Here is an 18,251-nt window from a genome sequence, read left to right on the forward strand (position 1 = left end):
TGCGCTATATAATGGACATCTAACCTACGAGGCCATCACGCATGCCGAGGCAAAAGGAGCGCAAACCAATGGCTAACATAAAGATGGACGACGTTTTTTCAATGTCGTCGTTTGATCCTTCCAAGTTCACTGAATCTTTCCGCGACTTCGCGGAAAAGGGCGCACAGCAGTCGCGTGAAGCCTATGCCAAGATGAAGAGCGCCGGCGAAGAAGCGAGCAAGACGCTCGAAGTCACGGTTCAGACTGCCCAGGCCGGCGCTGTTGAAATCGGCCACAAGGCGATCGACGCTCTGCGCACGAACGCGGAAAACTCGCTGACCCACATGGAAGCGCTGCTTGCAGTCAAGTCGGTCGCCGAGCTCGTCGAACTCCAGACGACTTTCCTGCGCAAGCAGGTCGAGCTGACGATCGAGCAGGCGAAGACCATGCAGGAAACCTCCAAGCAGGTTGCCGAAAAGCTTGCGAAGCCTTCCAAGGAAGCAGCTGAAAAGGTCATGGCCTCCTTCAAGGCGGCCTGATTCTTTAACAGGACACACGAAGAGGCTGGACCATCTGTCCGGCCTTTTTGTATATTGGGGCGAGATAGGGCTTGAATTAATTTCCAAGTCCTCGTATGTGACCCCCGTCGCGTCGGACGCGACTTGTGCGGTTGTAGCTCAGTTGGTTAGAGCGCAGGTTTGTGGCACCTGAGGTCGGAGGTTCGAGACCCCCCAACCGTACCATTCTTCCACAATGAAATCAGAGTACAACCGACCCTGCCCGCCCGGGAACCATGTTCCGGGAATGCTACTTGGAACTTGTCTCGAACATCTGGCGCGTTGAAGGTCTAGGCGTTCTGCAATTGGCGTGGCAATACCGCCGAAAGCTCGTCGGGTCAGCTTCCGCCGTCCGCGCCCTCCCAAAAAGAGGTGGCATTGCGAATGTTTTTCGAGATCCCCCGTTCTTCCCGCCACGTGCGTCCGGTGTCCTCGACTATCGGCTTGCGGTCCGGAGAGAATATATAGTTATCGTAGCCTGCGACGGCGCGCTCCAAGGCCGAATTCACACCTGAATAGAATTGCTTCTCCGGATCGAAGAGCGGGTCCATAAGAACGGCGCTCATCCTGGCGAAATTGCCCTCAATAACCGAGGGAGATGTCGTGAATTTCGGATAAGTTCTAGGAAGCGGAAGCTTGATGCCTAAGATGGTCGTGTAGCGCCTGCGCCTATGAAGATATCCCCGCCTCGCTATGTCCCAGTTTTGATTGGCAGTGTGGAATGATGCCTGCTTGACCTTCTCAGACTCGAAACAAGCCTCGATGCGAGAGTCGATGTCATCCAACGCCAGCCAGTCGTCTTCCAGGTGCATGACGAAGCCGCTCGTCGTCGACGACCAGAGTCTTTTCACCGCGGAACCAAACCCCGCGTCAAAGGGCGTGAAAATAACAGGTGATGGGAAGTAGCGCCTTACGACTTCGACGCAGGCCCCTAAGTCAGCCTCGTCTCCGAATATGGGATCAATATTTACGAAGACGTTTTGCACATCGTGGTGGGCAAATGCTCGATGGGAGAAGCTGTCCAGTGTCGCGCGCAGGAGTTCCGGTCGACGACCGGCAATGATCGTTACGTCGATTTTCACTTTTGCGTCACCTACAGATTGCCACCAATTGGCTGGCTTTCGCCCAAGCAACCGTGTATGCGAACCCGACATGGATTTGGAGTCCGTAGCGAAAAAAATCATAAGAGAAAGGGCAAACTCAAGAACGCGACTGGGCTTTTCGTGGCATCTGAAAGGAGAAAATTCAGCGCCAATGAGATCGCGTCCCTTGGTGTTTTTCCGTTCGAAGCGTCAACCGCCGATTACCCCGATCTGCTTCAGATCGAAGTCTTTGGCTCTGCGAGCGTATGTGATGTCCCGGACTATTAATGTATATGCGGCTTCCGTAGGTAGCCGGTTCGGTCAGGAGGCGGAGAACTTCGGCGACAACCTAATGGCTGATTTGCTGGAGGGAATGTTTGGCCTCAAAGCCAACTACGTCAAGCATGGCTCCGCGGAACTCCTCGGCGTTGGCAGCATTCTGGACTCCTATTACAGAAGAAAGAAGGGCGCGAGTGTTCCGCTTCTTTCAAGACGTCCCTGGAGAACGCTGCATGTCTGGGGCTCGGGTTTCATGAACGAGAATTCTGCGGCCGTGTGGCCGCAACGATTGAAATTTCATGCCGTCCGCGGGCCGCTCACGGCCGCGAGAGTGAAGCAACGTTTGCCGTTGGGCGACCCGGCTCTCCTTCTCCCCAGGCTCTGGCCTATGCGGGGCATTAAGCAATTCGCTGTTGGAATTATCCCTCATTTTGCAACCCTTCCGCTTTTCAGGGACAGGTACGCGAGCAGCCTTCCGAAAGGATGGCAGATTATCGATCTCCTGCAGAAGCCGAAGGAGATTTGCGAGCTGATTTCGGCGTGTAACGTGATCGTCTCCAGCAGCTTGCACGGGCTCATTGTCGCCGATGCGTACGTTGTACCGTCAAGGTGGGTAGCGCCGGAAAACTCTATTAAAGGCGATGGCTTCAAGTTCAGAGACTATGAGGCACAGCGAGGAGTTGCGTTTTCGCCTCCGGTCGAGTTCCATGAAATATTGAGCAATGGAATCAAGGGCGAAGACCTAACTGTCTCCACGCCAAGCAACCAGTTGCTTGACCAGCTAGTTTCGTCTTTTCCTTTCAAGTGACTTCCAAGATTCTGGGCCATCCTGATCGCTCTCCAAGAATGGTCGGTCTCAAAGGCTTATCACCGGCGAACCCCGAAAGCTTAGCCAGAGCACCGCTTCGCCTGCCGCGCGAGTGGGGACAAGGCGAATGCCCCGTTCCCCCCCAAGCGCATACCAATCAATACTTCGATGGAACGTAGAGTTCTGGCGGCAGCACCTTGCGCTCGTAGTCCGGATTGAAGACGCGGTTGGGCAGGGTGATCTCCTCGTGCGGCACCTCAGTGTAAGGGATCTGACGCAACAGGTGATCGATGCAGTTCAGCCGTGCCCGCTTCTTGTCGTTGCCTTCGACGATATGCCACGGGGCTTCCGGAATGTTGGTGCGCGCGAAGGTCTCTTCCTTCGCCTTGGTATAGCCTTCCCAGCGGACGCGCGATTGCAGGTCCATCGGCGAATGCTTCCACTGCTTCAGCGGGTCGTGGATGCGCACGAGGAAGCGCATCTGCTGCTCTTCATCGGTGATCGAGAACCAGTATTTGACAAGCCGGATGCCTGAGCGAACGAGCATGCGTTCGAATTCCGGCACGTCGTTGAAGAACTCCTCGACCTGGTCCTCGCTCGCAAAGCCCATCACCCGCTCCACGCCCGAGCGATTGTACCAGGAGCGGTCGAAAAGAACGATTTCGCCCCCGGCAGGCAGATGCGGGACATAGCGCTGGAAGTACCACTGAGTCTTCTCGCGGTCGGAAGGCGCGGGCAGGGCGACGGCGCGGACAACGCGCGGATTGAGGCGTTGCGTGATGCGCTTGATCACGCCGCCCTTTCCGGCGGAGTCGCGACCCTCGAAGATCACGACGACCTTCTGCTTATTATAGACCACCCAATCCTGAAGCTTGATCAACTCCGCCTGAAGCGAAAGCAGCGCGCGAAAATAGTCGAGCCGCGGGATCGATGCCGGATGGGCGTTGCGATAGATTTTGCGGATCGCGTCTGACAGCGCCGGCTCCGAGAGTTCCAGCTCGTAGTCCTCATCGATGGTGTCGGCCAGTTCGGCTTCGAGCCAATCGGACTGGTTGATGTCGGATATGTTGTTCATAGGCGTTCACCCTCGATGCGTTCGTGGCGCGGTTTGAAACGTGGCGGCATGGCGACGATGTCTCTGAACAGTCGTCATCTTCCAGCAGATCCTTAGTCGGATTTATTCCCTTAGAATGAACCTCCTGTGACACTCGGCGTGGGCTTTGCTGCGTTCGAAGAGTGGTTGCTTTTTGCGTGCGCCCGCCGAGTGAATGAGGGCCGGGCAGTAACCTAGGGGCGGTGTCACATGAACCGCGGATGCGCTTTCATCGAGAACTCGTCTCCCGGCCTTTGTCGTCTCATTTGCCCAGTTTCGGCCGCAAATGATTCGCCCGAAACATGCGCCCATGCCTAAGAATAGGTGACAAATCGCCGCGTGCGAGAGGTTTTTTCAACAGGTGGCAACGTCCATGTGGCCGGCGAGGCGGTCAGGAAAATGTGCTTTGCTAACAAGGGGCAATCAGATTTTGCCCACTCGCCCGAGGCTCCGTTGCCGCGCTCTCGTTGATCACGGATTAACCGTACTGCATTGCAAATCGTGATCGGGGGTGTCATTTTCCGGTCGGGGGTTAATTCAGAGTGATTTCAGAAGGAGACGTAAATGTCCATTTCGCTCAGCAATCTGGATGCATCCAAGGCTACCGCCGTTTCGGCCGTGAATGTAGCCGCTGCTGTACGTGCCGCTCGAGAGGCCGTAGGCTATAGCCTCGACGACCTCGCAGTGACTTGTGGCCTGGTTGTTAATGAGATTGAGGAAATCGAGAGTGGTGAGGATGCTGATCCCGCCAAGCTCAAGCGGATCGCCTCTGCATTACAGGTGCCGCTCTCATCGTTTGCTCCGATGTGATAATGACCTCAGGGCCGGGCAGGCAGTCGCCCGCCTGGCCTTGCCTCTCCCAAAAAACGCCTGTAACACCGCCCTTCATCTTTTCTTAACCATCTCCTCCGAACCGCTGAACGCTCTTGCTCGCGAAGGGTTAATTTTACCGCCGCTGATTGTCCGGTGCGTTAGCAACTTCATCGCAAATGTCCGCCCTCGAACGAGCCGGGTGCCTGTGCACTTCGGCGGTTTTGTGTATAGAGGAGAGGGCAATGAGCCGGGCTCGACGCATTGGCGCCACGCGGATTGATTTGAACGAGCTCATCAAGCGTAGCGCGCTTGCCGTCCTTGCCATTCTTGCGGTCTTGCTCCCAGTCCTGAAAGTCAGCTTGGTCAGCGAGTCGGACGATATCGTTCTCGGGGATTTCCGGTTGCTGGGTCGGGCGGCCTATCTGCTGCTGGTGGCCTTTCTGTGCGGCCTTTCGCTTCATCGACATGGCCGGATTGATCATCGCGGTCGCGGCCGTCTCGCGCGCTGCCTATAGTCTCAGCGCGAGCCTTATACGCAATCCGATCGCGGTTGATGCACCTCCCCAGAGACTGGATCAGTTGGCGCAAGTCTCTTTGTCTTATGGCAGCGTTCCGCTGTTGCTCATCCTGTTCGGCGCCTTGTGGCAGTCGCGAAAATCCTGGCGCAGCTAAGCGATCGATTGGGGATGGAACCGCGCTCGCTCCTTGGACGTTCTAGTCGATAGGAGAAATGCGCATGTCGAAGACGCTTCTATATGGCGCGACCAAGGTGGATGAAGGCAACGAAGCCTATTCCGCCATTGCGAGCCTTGAGCAATTCCAGTGGCGGAACCGTGTCCTTGTCATCTTTGCAGACAAGGGAAACGTGCGGGCTGCTCGCCAGGAAAACCAGTTGCTTGCCGATCGCGATGCCTTGCAGGACCGCGATATGGTCATTCTCAAGATCGTCGGCGGCAGTGTCAGGGAGCTTTTCGGCGCTGGCGAAAAGCTGGACGCTGCGGCGATTGCCCGCGATTTGGGTGATCCGACTGCCGGAGAGTTCGCAGCCTTTCTCGTCGGCAAGGATGGAACGGTAAAGCTCAAGGTGAGCGAGCCGGTCACCAGCGCCGAACTGTTTGCGATCATCGACAGCATGCCGGTGCGCGCTGCCGAAGTTGCGGCAGAGAAGTAGCAGACGAGCGAAGAATCTGAGAAGCGCGACTGACCCTGCCGCGCTGACCCGATGTTACAGGAATATGTGGCGCTCGGCGGCCACGAGTTCCTGCAGGAAATCGGAAACGGTACGCACCCGCACGAGTTCGCGTGCGCTTTCATGAAACGTCGTCCAGTACGCTCGCCGGATCGAGATATCGGGCAGGATGCGCACGAGTTCGAGATTCTGCCGGGCAATATAGTCGTGCAGGATGCCGATCCCGGCGCCGGAAAGCACGGCTTCCGTCTGCCCCGTCGCCGAAGAAATCTCGAAGGCGGCGTTCCAGTTCCGCATCACCTCGCCGGTGAAGTTCAGCGATTGGGAAAAGATCAGGTCCTCAACATAGCCGATCCGCCGGTGCTGTTTCAGCGCCTCGACGTTGGCGGGCTGGCCATTAAGTTCGGCATAGCTTCGGGATGCATAAAGGCCGAGCGTGTAGTCGGTGAGCTTGGCCGACACGAGCCGGCCTTGTTCGGGCCGCTCCAGCGTGATGGCGATATCCGCCTCACGCTGTGAAAGCGAGAATGATCGCGGCACCGGCACAAGCTGGATCTTCAGTTCCGGATGACGCTCGATCAGTCGACCCATGCGGGGCGCGAGAAAGGAAACGCCGAAACCGTCGGGCGCTCCCACCCGCACCGTCCCGGCGATTGCCGTATCGGTACGGCCAAGATTTGCCTGCACGGACAGCATTTCGGTTTCCATCCGCTCCGCAGAGGCGAGGAAAACCTCGCCCTCGGCCGTCAGCTCGCAGCCACTTGTGCGGCGGACGAAGAGGCGGCTCTTCAGCGCCTCTTCCAACGAGGTGAGCCGTCGAGAGAGGGTGGCATGGTTGAGCCCCAGACGTTTCGAGGCGGCAAGGATCTGCCCGGTGCGGGCCACGGCCAGGAAAATGCGGACATCGTCCCAGTTCATGGCTTGCCACGCATCATGATCGGGTCGACGTCGATGAGCGTCAGGGACTTCACCATTCCCGCGGTTCTGTTCTTGTATTTGAGGAAATGCGGTGTCTGCAGGTGCGCTTCGTAGGCTGCCTGGTTCGCATAGACCTCGAGGATACGGATCTTTTGCGGACTGTCCTTGAGGGAAACGGCGTTCAGCGACAGAACGCCGGGCTCCAGTACGACAGAAGCCTCGATCTCCTCGGTCAACAGAAGGCGATAGATTTCAAGCTGGTCGGGATCGATTTCGACCTCGGCCATTCTGACAACCAGTTTCCTGCTCATCGAAGCACTATCTCCTCTTCAGTTTGCATCGACCGTGGTAGTCTAGCGGAGTCCTGCGTGGACCTTGAGAGAAGCATCAGCTCGATCAGCTGGGCTTCAATTTACGCACAACGGTTGCTTATCTCAGCGCATTGATTTGTGCAAATTGAAGTGTGATTGTTCGGCATCCAAAAACAGGAGGAGGCACATCCATGCGTGAGATCGGTCATTTCATCGGCGGTAAGCACGTCGCCGGCACCAGCGGCCGCACCAGCAACGTCTTCAACCCGGCAACCGGCGAAGTCCAGGCCACTGTGGCGCTGGCAAATGTCGAGGAACTGCGCGCCGCAGTCGAGAACGCCAAGGCCGCTCAGCCAAAGTGGGCGGCGACGAACCCGCAGCGCCGCGCCCGCGTCTTCTTCAAGTTCGTCGAATTGCTGAACAAGCACATGGATGAACTCGCTGTCCTCCTCTCGACCGAGCACGGCAAGACAGTCGAAGATTCCAAGGGCGACATCGTTCGTGGTCTTGAGGTCTGCGAATTCGTCTGCGGTATTCCGCATCTGCAGAAGGGCGAATTCACGGAAGGCGCCGGCCCGGCAATCGACATGTACTCCATGCGCCAGGCGGTCGGCATCGGTGCGGGCATCACCCCGTTCAACTTCCCGGCCATGATCCCGATGTGGATGTTTGCGCCGGCAATAGCCTGCGGCAACGCCTTCATCCTGAAGCCGTCCGAGCGCGACCCGTCCGTGCCGCTGCGTCTCGCCGAACTCATGATCGAAGCAGGCCTCCCGGCAGGCATCCTCAACGTCGTCAATGGCGACAAGGCTGCCGTCGACGCTATCCTGACGGATCCGGATATTGGCGCGGTCTCCTTCGTCGGCTCCACGCCGATTGCCCGCTACGTCTACGGAACGGCCGCCATGAACGGCAAGCGCGCCCAGTGCTTCGGCGGCGCGAAGAACCACATGATCATCATGCCTGATGCAGACATGGACCAGGCCGTCAACGCACTGATGGGCGCAGGTTACGGCTCTGCCGGCGAACGCTGTATGGCGATCTCGGTCGCCGTCCCGGTCGGCGAGGAAACCGCCAATCGCCTCGTCGAGAAGCTGACGCCGAAGATCGAATCGCTGCGTATCGGCCCCTACACGGACGAGAAGGCCGATATGGGTCCGCTCGTTACCAAGGAAGCCTACGCCCGCGTCAACGGACTGATCGATCGTGGCGTCGAGCAGGGTGCAAAGCTCGTCGTCGATGGCCGCGGCTTCAAGCTGCAGGGTTATGAAGACGGATATTTCGTCGGCGGTACGCTGTTCGATCATGTGACGCCGGACATGGATATCTACAAGACGGAGATCTTCGGGCCCGTTCTGTCCGTCGTCCGTGCCAAGAACTACGAGGAAGCGCTCGACCTGCCGATGAAGCACGAATACGGCAACGGTGTCGCGATCTACACCCGCGACGGCGATGCCGCCCGTGACTTCGCCTCGCGCATCAACATCGGCATGATCGGCATCAACGTCCCGATCCCGGTTCCTCTGGCCTATCATTCCTTCGGCGGCTGGAAGGCCTCGAGCTTCGGTGACCTCAACCAGCATGGTTCGGACTCGATCAAGTTCTGGACCAAGACGAAGACGATTACCGCCCGCTGGCCCTCGGGCATCAAGGACGGCGCCGAATTCGTCATGCCGACGATGAAGTAAGACGAACGAACGATGTTATTGAATTGGGGGCTTCGGCCCCCAATTTGCGTTGAACGTGGTTCTGGCCGTCACCGAAAGTCTCGCGTGACATGATCCCGGGTTCCGGACCAAATAACGTCGCGGCAATCCGTCTCACATAAGATGATTATGATTTTCATATTTTGGAATTGTTCAAAACTAGCAAAGCCACTATATAGACCACGTGTAACTGACGATTCTGGAGATCGGCATGCGTTTGACCAAGCAGACCAACTATGCGGTTCGCATGTTGATGTATTGTGCTGCCAATGAGGGGCAGCTGAGCCGGATTCCGGAGATTGCCAAGGCATACGGTGTTTCCGAACTCTTTCTGTTCAAGATCCTGCAGCCTCTGAACAAGGCAGGGTTGGTCGAGACGGTTCGCGGTCGCAACGGTGGCGTTCGGCTCGGCAAGCCTGCGAAAGACATCAGCCTCTTCGACGTGGTTCGCGTCACGGAAGACAGTTTTGCAATGGCAGAGTGTTTCGAGGATGACGGCATGGTCGAATGCCCGCTTGTCGACAGCTGCGGTTTGAACTCCGCCTTGCGCAAGGCCCTCAACGCTTTCTTCGACGTGCTGGCGCAATATTCGATTGACGACCTCGTCAAGGCGCGGCCGCAGATCAACTTCCTGCTGGGCCTGACCGGCGAGCACGAACGCCGCAAATCCCCCGTCGTGGCACCCGCTGCCTGATCGGCGATGACGAAATTTTGATCCGGCCGCGGCAGCGTCAAATGCCGCGGCCGTTCCGTTCTAAGGGAGTTTTTTGTCGGGAGTTTCGCGTGACGCGTGTGTGAAAAGGTCGCAGCTGGCGCGAAATTATACCAAATGCGACAAGAATCACGTTTATTCAGTCCGTTTATTTCTAAGTGCGGCCCATTTTTGGCGGAAAATTACTAAAGTTGCCCATCTGGAAGAATTTTCCACTTCGGTCGTTGATTTCAGCAAACAAATGTCGTTCCATCTGCCGTCATTCCGGGTTCCCCGGGATCTCAAATAAAAGAACAAACCTGGGAAACGATATCATGAAAAAGATGTCTGTCTTGCTGGCCGCGACGGTCCTGGCTTCGGCCATGGCATCCGCAGCCTGGTCTAAAACGCTCGTTTACTGCTCTGAAGGGTCGCCGGAAGGCTTCGATCCGGGCATTTATACCGCAGGCACCACCTTCGATGCCTCCTCGCGTACGGTTTACAGCCGTCTCGTCGAGTTCCAACATGGCAAGACCGAAATTGAGCCGGGCCTGGCCGAAAGCTGGACGGTTTCCGACGACGGTACGGTCTACACCTTCAAGCTGCGTCCGGGCGTCAAGTTCCAGACGACCGAATTCTTCACGCCGAGCCGCGATCTGAACGCTGACGACGTCGTCTTCTCGTTCGAGCGCCAGCTGAAGGCTGACGGCCCCTGGGCCAAGTACGTTGCCGGCGTTTCATACGAATATGCCGCGGGCATGGGCTTCCCGGAACTCATCAAGTCCGTCGAGAAGGTCGACGACCTGACCGTCAAGTTCACCCTGAACCATCCGGAAGCACCGTTCCTCGCCGACCTGGCAATGGACTTCGCGTCCGTCCTGTCGAAGGAATATGCTGACAAGCTGCAGGCTGACGGCAAGATGGAACAGATGAACCAGATGCCGCTCGGCACCGGTCCGTACACCTTCGTTGCCTACCAGCCGGATGCTGTCATCCGCTACAAGGCCAACGAAACCTACTTCAAGGGCAAGGAAAAGATCGACGATCTCGTGTTCGCGATCACCCCGGACGCTTCCGTCCGCGCTCAGAAGCTGAAGGCCGGCGAATGCCACATCATRCCGTATCCGAACGCGGCTGACATCAAGGACCTGCAGACGGACTCGAACCTGAAGGTTCTGGAACAGCCAGGCCTGAACGTTTCCTATCTCGCGTACAACACGCTCCAGGCTCCGTTCGACAAGGCCGAAGTGCGCAAGGCGCTGAACATGGCGATCAACAAGCAGGCGATTGTGCAGGCCGTCTTCCAGGGTGCTGGCCAGGTTGCCAAGAACCCGATCCCGCCGACCATGTGGTCGTATAACGACGACATCAAGGATGACGTATACAACCCGGACGAAGCAAAGAAGATGCTCGAAAAGGCTGGCGTCAAGGATCTCAGCATGAAGATCTGGGCTATGCCGGTTTCGCGTCCGTACATGCTGAACGCACGTCGCGCCGCTGAACTGATGCAGGCTGACCTTGCCAAGGTCGGCGTCAAGGTCGACATCGTCACCCACGAATGGGCTGAATACCTCAAGCTCTCCAAGGACAAGGCCCGTGACGGCGCTGCGATCCTCGGCTGGACCGGCGATAACGGCGACCCGGACAACTTCCTTGACACCCTGCTCGGCTGCGAAGCCGTCGGCGGCAACAACCGTGCACAGTGGTGCAACAAGGAATTCGACGATCTCGTGAAGAAGGCCAAGAAGACCGCTGACGTCGCAGAGCGCACCAAGCTCTACGAACAGGCGCAGGTCGTCTTCAAGAAGGAAGCTCCGTGGGCGACGATCGATCACTCCACGGAATTCGTACCGATGAGCGCCAAGGTTTCCGGCTACGTGCAGGATCCGGTTGGTGTTCACCGTTTCGACGGCGTTGATATCGCCGAGTAATCAAAATTATGCAAAGATGCCCGGCAATCCCGGGCTTGGCCGGCGGTCAGGTTTGATACCTGACCGCCGGAACACTATGGACACTTGCCAATGTTGCGATTTCTCATCGGACGCCTCGCGATCCTGATCCCAACCTTCATCGGCGTTTCACTCATCGCCTTCTCGTTCATCCGCCTGCTGCCCGGTGACCCGGTCATGCTGATGTCGGGCGAGCGCGTGATGGCGCCGGAACGCCATGCCCAGGTCATGCATGATCTCGGCCTCGATCGACCTGTCTATGTTCAATACCTGGACTACCTCGGTAACGTGGTGCAGGGTGATCTGGGCTCGTCGATCGTTACCAAGCGCCCGGTTCTGCAGGAGTTCGGCTCGCTCTTTCCGGCGACGCTTGAGCTTTCGCTTTGTGCGATCATTTTTGCCATCGTGCTTGGCATTCCCGCCGGCGTCTTCGCCGCGGTCAAGCGAGGAACCTGGTTCGACCAGAGCGTGATGGGCGTTGCCCTCGTCGGCTACTCGATGCCGATCTTCTGGTGGGGCCTGCTGCTCATCGTTCTCTTCTCGAACACGCTGCATTGGACACCCGTGTCCGGCCGCATTTCGCTGATGTATTTCTTCAAGCCGGTCACCGGCTTCATGCTGATCGACAGCCTGCTCTCCGGCCAGGCCGGTGCATTCAAGTCGGCGTTCGTCTCGCTCATTCTGCCGACGATCGTTCTCGGCACCATTCCGCTTGCGGTCATCGCGCGACAGACGCGCTCGGCCATGCTGGAAGTGCTCGGCGAAGATTATGTTCGCACCGCGCGCTCCAAGGGTCTCGCCCCCATCCGCGTCGTTGGCCTGCACGCGCTTCGCAACGCGATGATCCCGGTCGTGACGTCGATTGGTCTGCAGGTCGGCGTGTTGCTCGGCGGCGCGATCCTGACAGAAACGATCTTCTCCTGGCCTGGTATCGGCAAGTGGATGGTCGATGCGGTCTTCAAGCGCGACTACACCGTCGTTCAAGGTGGCCTGCTGCTCATCGCCGGCATCATCATGATCGTCAATCTGATCGTCGACCTCATGTACGGTCTGATCAACCCACGTATTCGTCACTAGGAGCGGCTTATGAGTGCGATAACCACCAAGTCGACCCAGCCGTCAGCGCTCTCTGAGTTCTGGTACTATTTCTCTCGCAACAAGGGTGCCGTCATCGGCTTCGGCATCTTCCTGCTCGTGCTTTTGACAGCGATCTTCGCGCCGTTGATTGCCCCGCATGATCCGAACGTTCCTTTCGACGGCATGCAGCGCGTCCCGCCGGTTTGGTCGGACAAGGGCAATCCGATGTTCCTGCTCGGAACGGATGCCGTCGGTCGCGATATGCTGTCGCGCCTCATCTATGGCACGCGCTTCTCGCTGTTCATCGGCCTCGTCGTCGCCTCGCTGTCGGCTGTCGCCGGCGTGCTGCTCGGCCTCGTTGCAGGCTATTTCCGCGGCCGCGTCGACACCTTCATCATGCGCGTCATGGATATCATCCTGGCATTCCCATCGCTGCTGCTGGCCCTCGTGCTGGTCGCCGTTCTGGGACCGGGCCTGCTCAATGCCATGATCGCCATCTCGATCGTCAACCAGCCGCATTTCGTGCGACTGACGCGCGCCGCCGTCATCAGCGAACGCGAAAAGGAATATGTCGTAGCGTCGCGTGTCGCGGGCGCCGGCACCTTCCGTCTGATGTTCAAGACGATCCTGCCGAACTGCCTGGCTCCGCTGATCGTTCAGGCAACGCTCGCATTCTCCGCCGCGATCCTTGATGCCGCAGCCCTCGGCTTCCTCGGCATGGGCGCCCAGCCTCCGACATCGGAGTGGGGCACGATGCTTGCCGATGCGCGCGAATTCTTCCAGAGCTCGCCGTGGCTCGTCACTTTCCCGGGTCTTTGCATCCTGATCACCGTTCTTGCCATCAATCTGATGGGCGACGGCCTGCGCGATGCGCTCGACCCCAAGCTGAAGAGGTCCTGATATGGCACTTCTTGAAATCGAAAATCTCGCCGTTGAGTTTCAGACGTCCACGGGCCCGTTTCGCGCAGTTGATGGCGTGTCGCTCAAGGTGGATGCGGGTGAAGTCCTGGCAATCGTCGGAGAATCCGGATCCGGCAAGTCGGTCTCCATGCTCGCGGCGATGGGCCTTCTGCCCTGGACGGCAAAAGTAACGGCCGACAAGATGGTCTTCGACGGCCGCAACCTGCTTGGCATGTCGGCGAGCGAGCGGCGCAAGATCATTGGCAAGGATATGTCGATGATCTTCCAGGAGCCGATCGCCAGCCTCAATCCCTGTTTTACCGTCGGCTTCCAGATCGAAGAAGTTCTGCGAATCCATCTGGGGCTGGACAAGGCTGCACGGCGCAAGCGCGCCATCGAGCTGTTCGAGGCCGTTGGTATTCCCAATCCTGCCGAGCGCCTCGGCCATTTCCCGCACCAGATGTCGGGTGGTCAGTGCCAGCGCGTCATGATCGCCATCGCAATCGCCTGCAATCCGAAGCTCTTGATTGCCGATGAGCCGACCACTGCGCTCGACGTCACCATTCAGAAGCAGATCCTCGATCTCCTGATGCGGCTGCAGACGGAGCACCGCATGGGCCTGATCATGATCACGCACAACATGGGCGTTGTCGCCGAGACAGCCGATCGCGTGATCGTGCAGTATAAGGGCCGCAAGATGGAAGAGGCCGACGTCCTGTCGCTCTTCGAGTCGCCCAAGAGCGATTACACGAGAGCGCTGCTTGCCGCCCTGCCGGAAAATGCCACCGGTGATCGACTGCCGACCATCGGCGAAATTTTCAAGGGAGCGGCCCAATGACGCCAGTCCTCGAAGCAAAGAACATTGTCCGCAACTATTATCTGCCGGGCGGTCTCTTCAAGAAGGAGAGAACCGTACACGCCGTCAAGGGTGTGAGCTTCAAGGTAGAGCAGGGCAAGACGCTGGCGATCGTCGGCGAAAGCGGTTGCGGCAAGTCGACGCTTGCCCGCATCGTCACGATGATCGATCCGGCGAGCGGTGGCGATCTCTTCATCGACGGCAAGAAGGTCGATATCGCTGCAGGCGATCTGACACCGGAAATTCGCCGCAAGGTGCAGATTGTCTTCCAGAACCCCTACGGCTCGCTGAACCCGCGCAAGAAGATCGGCGACATTCTGATGGAGCCCCTGATCATCAACACCGATACGGCCGCCGCTGAGCGGCGCGAATTGGCGATGGCGATGCTCAAGAAGGTCGGCCTGCAGGAGATCCATTTCAATCGCTATCCGCACATGTTCTCCGGCGGCCAGCGCCAGCGTATCGCGATCGCCCGCGCTTTGATGCTGAAGCCGCGGCTTCTGGTTCTCGATGAGCCAGTGTCTGCACTCGACCTTTCGGTCCAGGCTCAGGTTCTCAATCTGCTCGCGGATTTGCAGGACGAGCTGAACCTCACATATGTCTTCATCAGCCACGATCTCTCGGTCGTCCGCTATATGGCCGACGACGTCATGGTGATGTATTTCGGTGAAGCTGTGGAGTATGGCGCGCGGGATCAGGTTTTCAACGATCCGCAGCACAGCTATACGCAGACCTTGTTTGCGGCCACGCCGCGCGCGGATGTTGACACCATCAAGGCTCGCCTTGCGCGCAAGAGTGCGACACTCGCTGCTTCATAAGGTCGTCGTTCTCCCGTCCCCGGGAGTGCCGGAACGCTGAGAGAGACAAGCAATGCCAGAGACCAACGGAACCCCTTACGCCATCATCGTCATGGGGGTCAGTGGTTGCGGCAAGTCCTCGATCGGCCTGAAGATTTCGGACGCCCTCGGCATGCAATTTGTCGAGGGCGACCAGCTGCATCCTGCATCGAATGTCGAGAAGATGTCGAAGGGCATTCCCTTGACGGATGACGACCGGATGCCTTGGCTCGACCTCATCGGTCAGACAATGAAAGCGTCGCTTGATCGTGGGCAGGGCGTCATCGTTTCCTGCTCGGCGTTGAAGCGCATCTATCGCGACCGGCTGCGCAAGGCGGTGAATGGAAAACTCTGTTTTGTCTATCTGTCAGGCTCGAAGGAGCTGCTCACGAAGCGGATGGGTGAGCGCAAGGGTCACTTCATGCCTGCATCCTTGCTGGAAAGCCAACTCGCGACACTCGAAGTGCCGACCGGCGAGCTCGGCGTCGTGACCGTCGATATCGACAATACAATCGAAGGGATCGCGGAAACGGCTCTCCGCGATCTCAAGTCTTTGGGCGTTGTTTAGCCGTCGGTCCGCAGCAGGACCTTCATCTCGAAGAAGAAATAGGGCCGCAGGCGAACGCCGATGACATTGCCGGCAAATGCGGCCACGGCCCAGAGATAGCCATGCAGGCTGCCCGACGAGATGCCGGAGAAATAGGCGCCGATGTTACAACCGTAGGCGATGCGTGCGCCGTATCCGAGCAGCAGGCCGCCGATCACAGCAGCTAGAACCGAACGCAGCGGAATATCCCAGCTCGGTGCAAATCGACCGGCGAGCGACGAGGCGAGCATTGCACCTGCAATGATGCCGAAATCCATGACGGAGGTGATATCCGCAAAGACGCTGTCGGCCAGCGCCTTGGCATTGGCGGGCGTCTGCCAATAAGCCCAGGCKGTCGGGTCAATGCCGATGATCTGTGCGCCCTTGGCGCCCCAAAGTGCAAAAGCCGAGGTGATGCCCCAGGGGCGACCGGCGATCGACAGGGTCACGAAGTTCAGCAAGGCAAGGGCAACAGCGCCGAGGACAAGCGGCCACGGTCCGCGCAGGAAACGCGAAAAGCCGCGGCGCGGGGAGGGCGCTTCCTTTTCGAGCGAGCCGTGCCAGCGCTTCTCGACGACAACAGTCAGTACTGCGATCGCTGCAAAGATGATCAGCGAGACCGCGATGCCGCCGATGGCGCCAAAGCTCTGTACCAGCGAGGTCGGTGGAAGTGACGGCAGGCTCACCCACCAGTCGAAATTCACGGTGCCGAGCACCGAGCCGACGATAAAGAAGAACAGGGTGATGAGCATCCGCGCATTTCCGCCGCCGGCGGTAAACAGCGTACCGGAAGCGCAGCCGCCGCCGAGCTGCATGCCGATCCCGAACATGAAGGCGCCGACGAGCACGCCGATGCCTGCGGGCGACACCGAACCCTTGACCTCATGGCCGACCAGCGTGCCGCTCGCCAGGAACGGAAAGAACAGCACGACGGCGATCGCCAGCAGGATCATCTGCACGCGCAGGCCGCGTCCGCGACCATCCATGATGAAGACGCGCCATGCGGAGGTGAAGCCGAAGGCGGCGTGATAGAGGGCAATGCCGAGGGCGCCGCCGACAAGGAACAGTGCGCCCTGAGCCGGGCCGTGATAGTAGCCGAGCAGTAGTGTGCCGAGGACAAGAACGACGAGCGCGCCGAGACCCGGCGTGCCGAGCGGGGGCTGCCGTGTCTCGAGGGCGGGGGAGGAGGCAATAGACATGTTGGATTTCCTGAGAGTTTCCCTCGTCTTATAGGGAACTCGGCGTAAACGTTGGAGGAATCAGGTCCTCCTTTCCGCCGGTCTGGCGGATTGTTGTCCTTCTATGAGCCTGTTTGGTATGCGTGCGTTGCTTATGGGTTGAAGCGCTGCGGCGAATAGGCCGAAATATCGATGAACGGTGCCTCGCCAGTGATCGCTTCCGCCAGGGCGCGGCCGGTGACAGGCCCGAGCGTCAACCCGTGATGAGCGTGGCCGAATGCGAACCACAGTCCGTCGTGCCGGGGCGCCTTACCGATGATAGGCATCATGTCGGGCGTGCACGGTCGGGCGCCCATCCACGGCTCCGGATCGAGCCGCTCGCCGAGCGGAAAGACTGTGCGTGCCACCTTCTCGGCGCGATCGAGCTGCACCGGTGTCTTCGGCGCATCGAGTGCCGCGAATTCCGCACCTGTTGTCAGCCGGATGCCCCGGCTCATAGGTGCGAGGAAATAACCGCGCTCGGCATCGAGCGTCCAGTTGTTGAGGGTCGCATCGCCTGCCGCGGCATAATGCATGTGATAGCCTCGCTTGACGCCGAGCGGGAAGGCATAGCCGAGCCGGCGTGTTGCAACAGCAGCCCAGGGGCCGAGCGCCAAAACCGCATCTTCCGCGTCCAGAGCCCCCTCGCTGGTGACCACCCGCCAGCTCGAGCCGGAGCGACCGAGCGAATTGGCGTCGCCAGTGACACACCTTCCGCCCAGACTCTCGAAGTAGGTGCGGTAGGCCATCGTCAAACCGTGCGGATCGAGTACGGACCAAGGATCGCGCCACCGCAGGCCGCCGACGAAATCTCCCTTGATATGAGGCTCCAGCCGCGCGACGGCTGCGGCGTCCAACTGCTCGTGCATGACGCCGAACTCGGCTCTAAGGCGCTCTGCCTCGGCAAATTCCGCGTCGCGCCGGCCAGCCGTGCGGAAAATCTCCATCCAGCCGTTCTTGCGAATCAGGTGCTGTGCATTGGACGCTTCGATCAGATCATTGTGCTCCGAGATCGAGTGCTCGATCAGCGGGGCATAGGCGCGGGAGATCATCTCATGGCGTTTCGCGCCGGAATTCCACCAGTAGCGCGCAAGGAAGGCGAGCTGTCCGGGCAGCGCCTTGAGGTGGTAGTGAGCGTCGATCCGGTTGTTGAAAGCGTAGCGGATCAGAAGCCCGAGTTGCTGCGGAAAACCGTACGGCACGACGCCTTCGCGTTGGATGAGCCCGGCATTCCCGAACGAGGTCTCCTTGCCTGGGGCCTTGCGGTCGATCAGCGTCACCTGCCGACCCCTGCGCTGTAGGTGAATGGCCGTCGATACGCCGACGATACCGGCGCCCAGTACAATTGCATTCTTTGTCATTGCCGTGCATTCCAACTATTCCAAGCAATGAAAATGCAACTAC

The 18,251-nt window shown here is 58.8% G+C and carries 19 protein-coding genes and 1 tRNA gene; 14 read left to right on the forward strand and 6 right to left on the reverse strand.

Annotation, left to right across the window (positions count from 1 at the left end):
• Positions 1–68 precede the first annotated feature (68 nt).
• Both AC1DE4_RS11050 and AC1DE4_RS11055 read left to right on the forward strand, forming a co-directional pair.
• A complete protein-coding gene (locus tag AC1DE4_RS11050) occupies positions 69–518 on the forward strand; it encodes a phasin (protein WP_018856846.1) in 450 nt (149 codons plus the stop codon).
• A gap of 127 nt (positions 519–645) precedes the next feature.
• Positions 646–722, forward strand: a tRNA-His gene (locus AC1DE4_RS11055).
• Positions 723–874: 152 nt separating this feature from the next.
• On the opposite strand, the gene AC1DE4_RS11060 is transcribed toward AC1DE4_RS11055, so the two are convergent.
• Positions 875–1,618 (reverse strand): hypothetical protein, encoded by a 744-nt coding sequence (locus tag AC1DE4_RS11060; protein WP_037215587.1) that lies wholly within the window; start codon positions 1,616–1,618, stop codon positions 875–877.
• 352 nt (positions 1,619–1,970) lie between these two features.
• Between AC1DE4_RS11060 and AC1DE4_RS11065 the strand changes: the two genes are divergently transcribed.
• A complete protein-coding gene (locus AC1DE4_RS11065; protein ID WP_477881347.1) occupies positions 1,971–2,705 on the forward strand; it encodes a polysaccharide pyruvyl transferase family protein in 735 nt (244 codons plus the stop codon).
• A gap of 157 nt (positions 2,706–2,862) precedes the next feature.
• Here the strand turns inward: AC1DE4_RS11065 and ppk2 are convergent, their stop codons facing one another.
• On the reverse strand, positions 2,863–3,780 hold the full coding sequence (gene ppk2 / locus AC1DE4_RS11070) for a polyphosphate kinase 2 (RefSeq protein WP_477881349.1): 918 nt from the start codon (positions 3,778–3,780) through the stop codon (positions 2,863–2,865).
• Between the two features lie 582 nt (positions 3,781–4,362).
• Between ppk2 and AC1DE4_RS11075 the strand changes: the two genes are divergently transcribed.
• The 3 genes from AC1DE4_RS11075 to AC1DE4_RS11085 all read left to right on the forward strand — a co-directional run bounded on the left by AC1DE4_RS11075 (position 4,363) and on the right by AC1DE4_RS11085 (position 5,782).
• Positions 4,363–4,608, forward strand: a complete 246-nt coding sequence (locus AC1DE4_RS11075; RefSeq protein WP_018856850.1) for a helix-turn-helix domain-containing protein — start codon at positions 4,363–4,365, stop codon at positions 4,606–4,608.
• Between the two features lie 245 nt (positions 4,609–4,853).
• Positions 4,854–5,126, forward strand: a complete 273-nt coding sequence (locus AC1DE4_RS11080; RefSeq protein ID WP_245271654.1) for a hypothetical protein — start codon at positions 4,854–4,856, stop codon at positions 5,124–5,126.
• Positions 5,127–5,347: 221 nt separating this feature from the next.
• Positions 5,348–5,782, forward strand: coding sequence for a DUF4174 domain-containing protein (locus AC1DE4_RS11085; protein WP_025659492.1), 435 nt, complete (start codon positions 5,348–5,350; stop codon positions 5,780–5,782).
• Positions 5,783–5,836: 54 nt separating this feature from the next.
• Here AC1DE4_RS11085 and AC1DE4_RS11090 read toward each other — a convergent pair whose 3' ends face one another.
• Positions 5,837–6,718, reverse strand: a complete 882-nt coding sequence (locus tag AC1DE4_RS11090) for a LysR family transcriptional regulator (protein WP_477881351.1) — start codon at positions 6,716–6,718, stop codon at positions 5,837–5,839.
• Positions 6,715–7,029, reverse strand: coding sequence for a putative quinol monooxygenase (locus tag AC1DE4_RS11095; protein WP_025659490.1), 315 nt, complete (start codon positions 7,027–7,029; stop codon positions 6,715–6,717). Before AC1DE4_RS11095 ends, AC1DE4_RS11090 begins: the two co-directional genes overlap by 4 nt.
• Before the next feature lie 191 nt (positions 7,030–7,220).
• Between AC1DE4_RS11095 and AC1DE4_RS11100 the strand changes: the two genes are divergently transcribed.
• From AC1DE4_RS11100 to AC1DE4_RS11135, 8 genes are all read left to right on the forward strand, one after another.
• Positions 7,221–8,717: a CoA-acylating methylmalonate-semialdehyde dehydrogenase gene (locus tag AC1DE4_RS11100; RefSeq protein ID WP_018856855.1), complete on the forward strand. Its 1,497-nt coding sequence runs from the start codon at positions 7,221–7,223 to the stop codon at positions 8,715–8,717.
• A 229-nt stretch (positions 8,718–8,946) separates the two neighbouring features.
• The gene (rirA, locus tag AC1DE4_RS11105) at positions 8,947–9,429 is read left to right on the forward strand and encodes an iron-responsive transcriptional regulator RirA (RefSeq protein WP_018856856.1); all 483 of its coding nucleotides are present in this window, start codon (positions 8,947–8,949) and stop codon (positions 9,427–9,429) included.
• Between the two features lie 332 nt (positions 9,430–9,761).
• Entirely contained in the window at positions 9,762–11,357 is a 1,596-nt protein-coding gene (locus tag AC1DE4_RS11110) for an ABC transporter substrate-binding protein (RefSeq protein ID WP_477881353.1), read from the forward strand.
• A 90-nt stretch (positions 11,358–11,447) separates the two neighbouring features.
• The gene (locus AC1DE4_RS11115; protein WP_016552833.1) at positions 11,448–12,452 is read left to right on the forward strand and encodes an ABC transporter permease subunit; all 1,005 of its coding nucleotides are present in this window, start codon (positions 11,448–11,450) and stop codon (positions 12,450–12,452) included.
• A 9-nt stretch (positions 12,453–12,461) separates the two neighbouring features.
• Positions 12,462–13,352, forward strand: a complete 891-nt coding sequence (locus tag AC1DE4_RS11120) for an ABC transporter permease subunit (protein ID WP_018856858.1) — start codon at positions 12,462–12,464, stop codon at positions 13,350–13,352.
• 1 nt (position 13,353) lies between these two features.
• Positions 13,354–14,190: an ABC transporter ATP-binding protein gene (locus AC1DE4_RS11125; RefSeq protein ID WP_018856859.1), complete on the forward strand. Its 837-nt coding sequence runs from the start codon at positions 13,354–13,356 to the stop codon at positions 14,188–14,190.
• On the forward strand, positions 14,187–15,026 hold the full coding sequence (locus tag AC1DE4_RS11130; RefSeq protein ID WP_025659489.1) for a dipeptide ABC transporter ATP-binding protein: 840 nt from the start codon (positions 14,187–14,189) through the stop codon (positions 15,024–15,026). The genes AC1DE4_RS11125 and AC1DE4_RS11130 overlap by 4 nt, the downstream gene beginning before the upstream one ends.
• A 52-nt stretch (positions 15,027–15,078) precedes the next feature.
• On the forward strand, positions 15,079–15,612 hold the full coding sequence (locus tag AC1DE4_RS11135) for a gluconokinase (RefSeq protein WP_025659488.1): 534 nt from the start codon (positions 15,079–15,081) through the stop codon (positions 15,610–15,612).
• On the opposite strand, the gene AC1DE4_RS11140 is transcribed toward AC1DE4_RS11135, so the two are convergent.
• Both AC1DE4_RS11140 and AC1DE4_RS11145 read right to left on the reverse strand, forming a co-directional pair.
• Positions 15,609–16,829, reverse strand: a complete 1,221-nt coding sequence (locus AC1DE4_RS11140) for a YeeE/YedE family protein (RefSeq protein WP_025659487.1) — start codon at positions 16,827–16,829, stop codon at positions 15,609–15,611. The genes AC1DE4_RS11135 and AC1DE4_RS11140 overlap by 4 nt on opposite strands.
• A 131-nt stretch (positions 16,830–16,960) precedes the next feature.
• The gene (locus AC1DE4_RS11145) at positions 16,961–18,208 is read right to left on the reverse strand and encodes an NAD(P)/FAD-dependent oxidoreductase (RefSeq protein ID WP_025659486.1); all 1,248 of its coding nucleotides are present in this window, start codon (positions 18,206–18,208) and stop codon (positions 16,961–16,963) included.
• Between the last annotated feature and the right edge of the window lie 43 nt (positions 18,209–18,251).

Source organism: Rhizobium sp. 10N414 (genome assembly GCF_056394785.1).